The organism is Bacillus sp. LR--39, assembly GCF_053613335.1.
This window is the reverse complement of sequence record NZ_JBSIOT010001315.1, coordinates 1-574: the sequence shown is the minus strand read 5'-3', so window position 1 is coordinate 574 and position 574 is coordinate 1. Positions and strand designations below refer to the sequence as shown.

Sequence of the window (574 nt, the reverse complement as noted above, 5' to 3'; positions counted from 1 at the left end):
GATCGCCGACCATGCCGTGGGAAGCGTTTTTCGTGATCATGTCCTGGACTTCTTTCGGATAATTGAAACTCATGATGTTAAAGCCTGTTATCGTCATGCCGTCGCCGACAATCTCCATATCAAGATCTTCCTTGATTCCCTTTGCGATATCAAAGGCGTTGGCTTGAAGGTTGAACATATCTTTTCCTTCTTTTGTGATCCACTTCATCAGAAGCTGATCGAGAATGGATGTGATCCGTATTTTGATATCTTCCACAACATACTGATCTTTCACACCGGCAATTTTATCGATTAATGCGACATAATCATTCACCTTAAAGTTAAATGTTCCGTTCGCCCTGATCGGCATGCCGCCCGGAAGTCCTGCAGCCGGGATATTGATGGCATTCTTCGTCCCCCACTTGACGGTAAATTCCTTCGTGTTGACAAACAGGACTTCGGCGCGCATCCCGCTGTTAAAGCCAAATTTAAAACCTTTTAAAGTGGATAAAAAAGGAATAATTTCGGATTCAATATCATAGTCACCCTCATCCTGGAAAATGCCTTCAATTTTTCCGTTGTTTAAAAAGACGGC

1 protein-coding gene is annotated in these 574 nt (G+C 43.2%); it reads right to left on the bottom strand.

Annotated features, from left to right (window positions below):
• A partial coding sequence (locus ACWHAR_RS30205; RefSeq protein WP_452088819.1) for an SPFH domain-containing protein occupies positions 1–574 on the bottom strand: 574 nt, incomplete at both ends.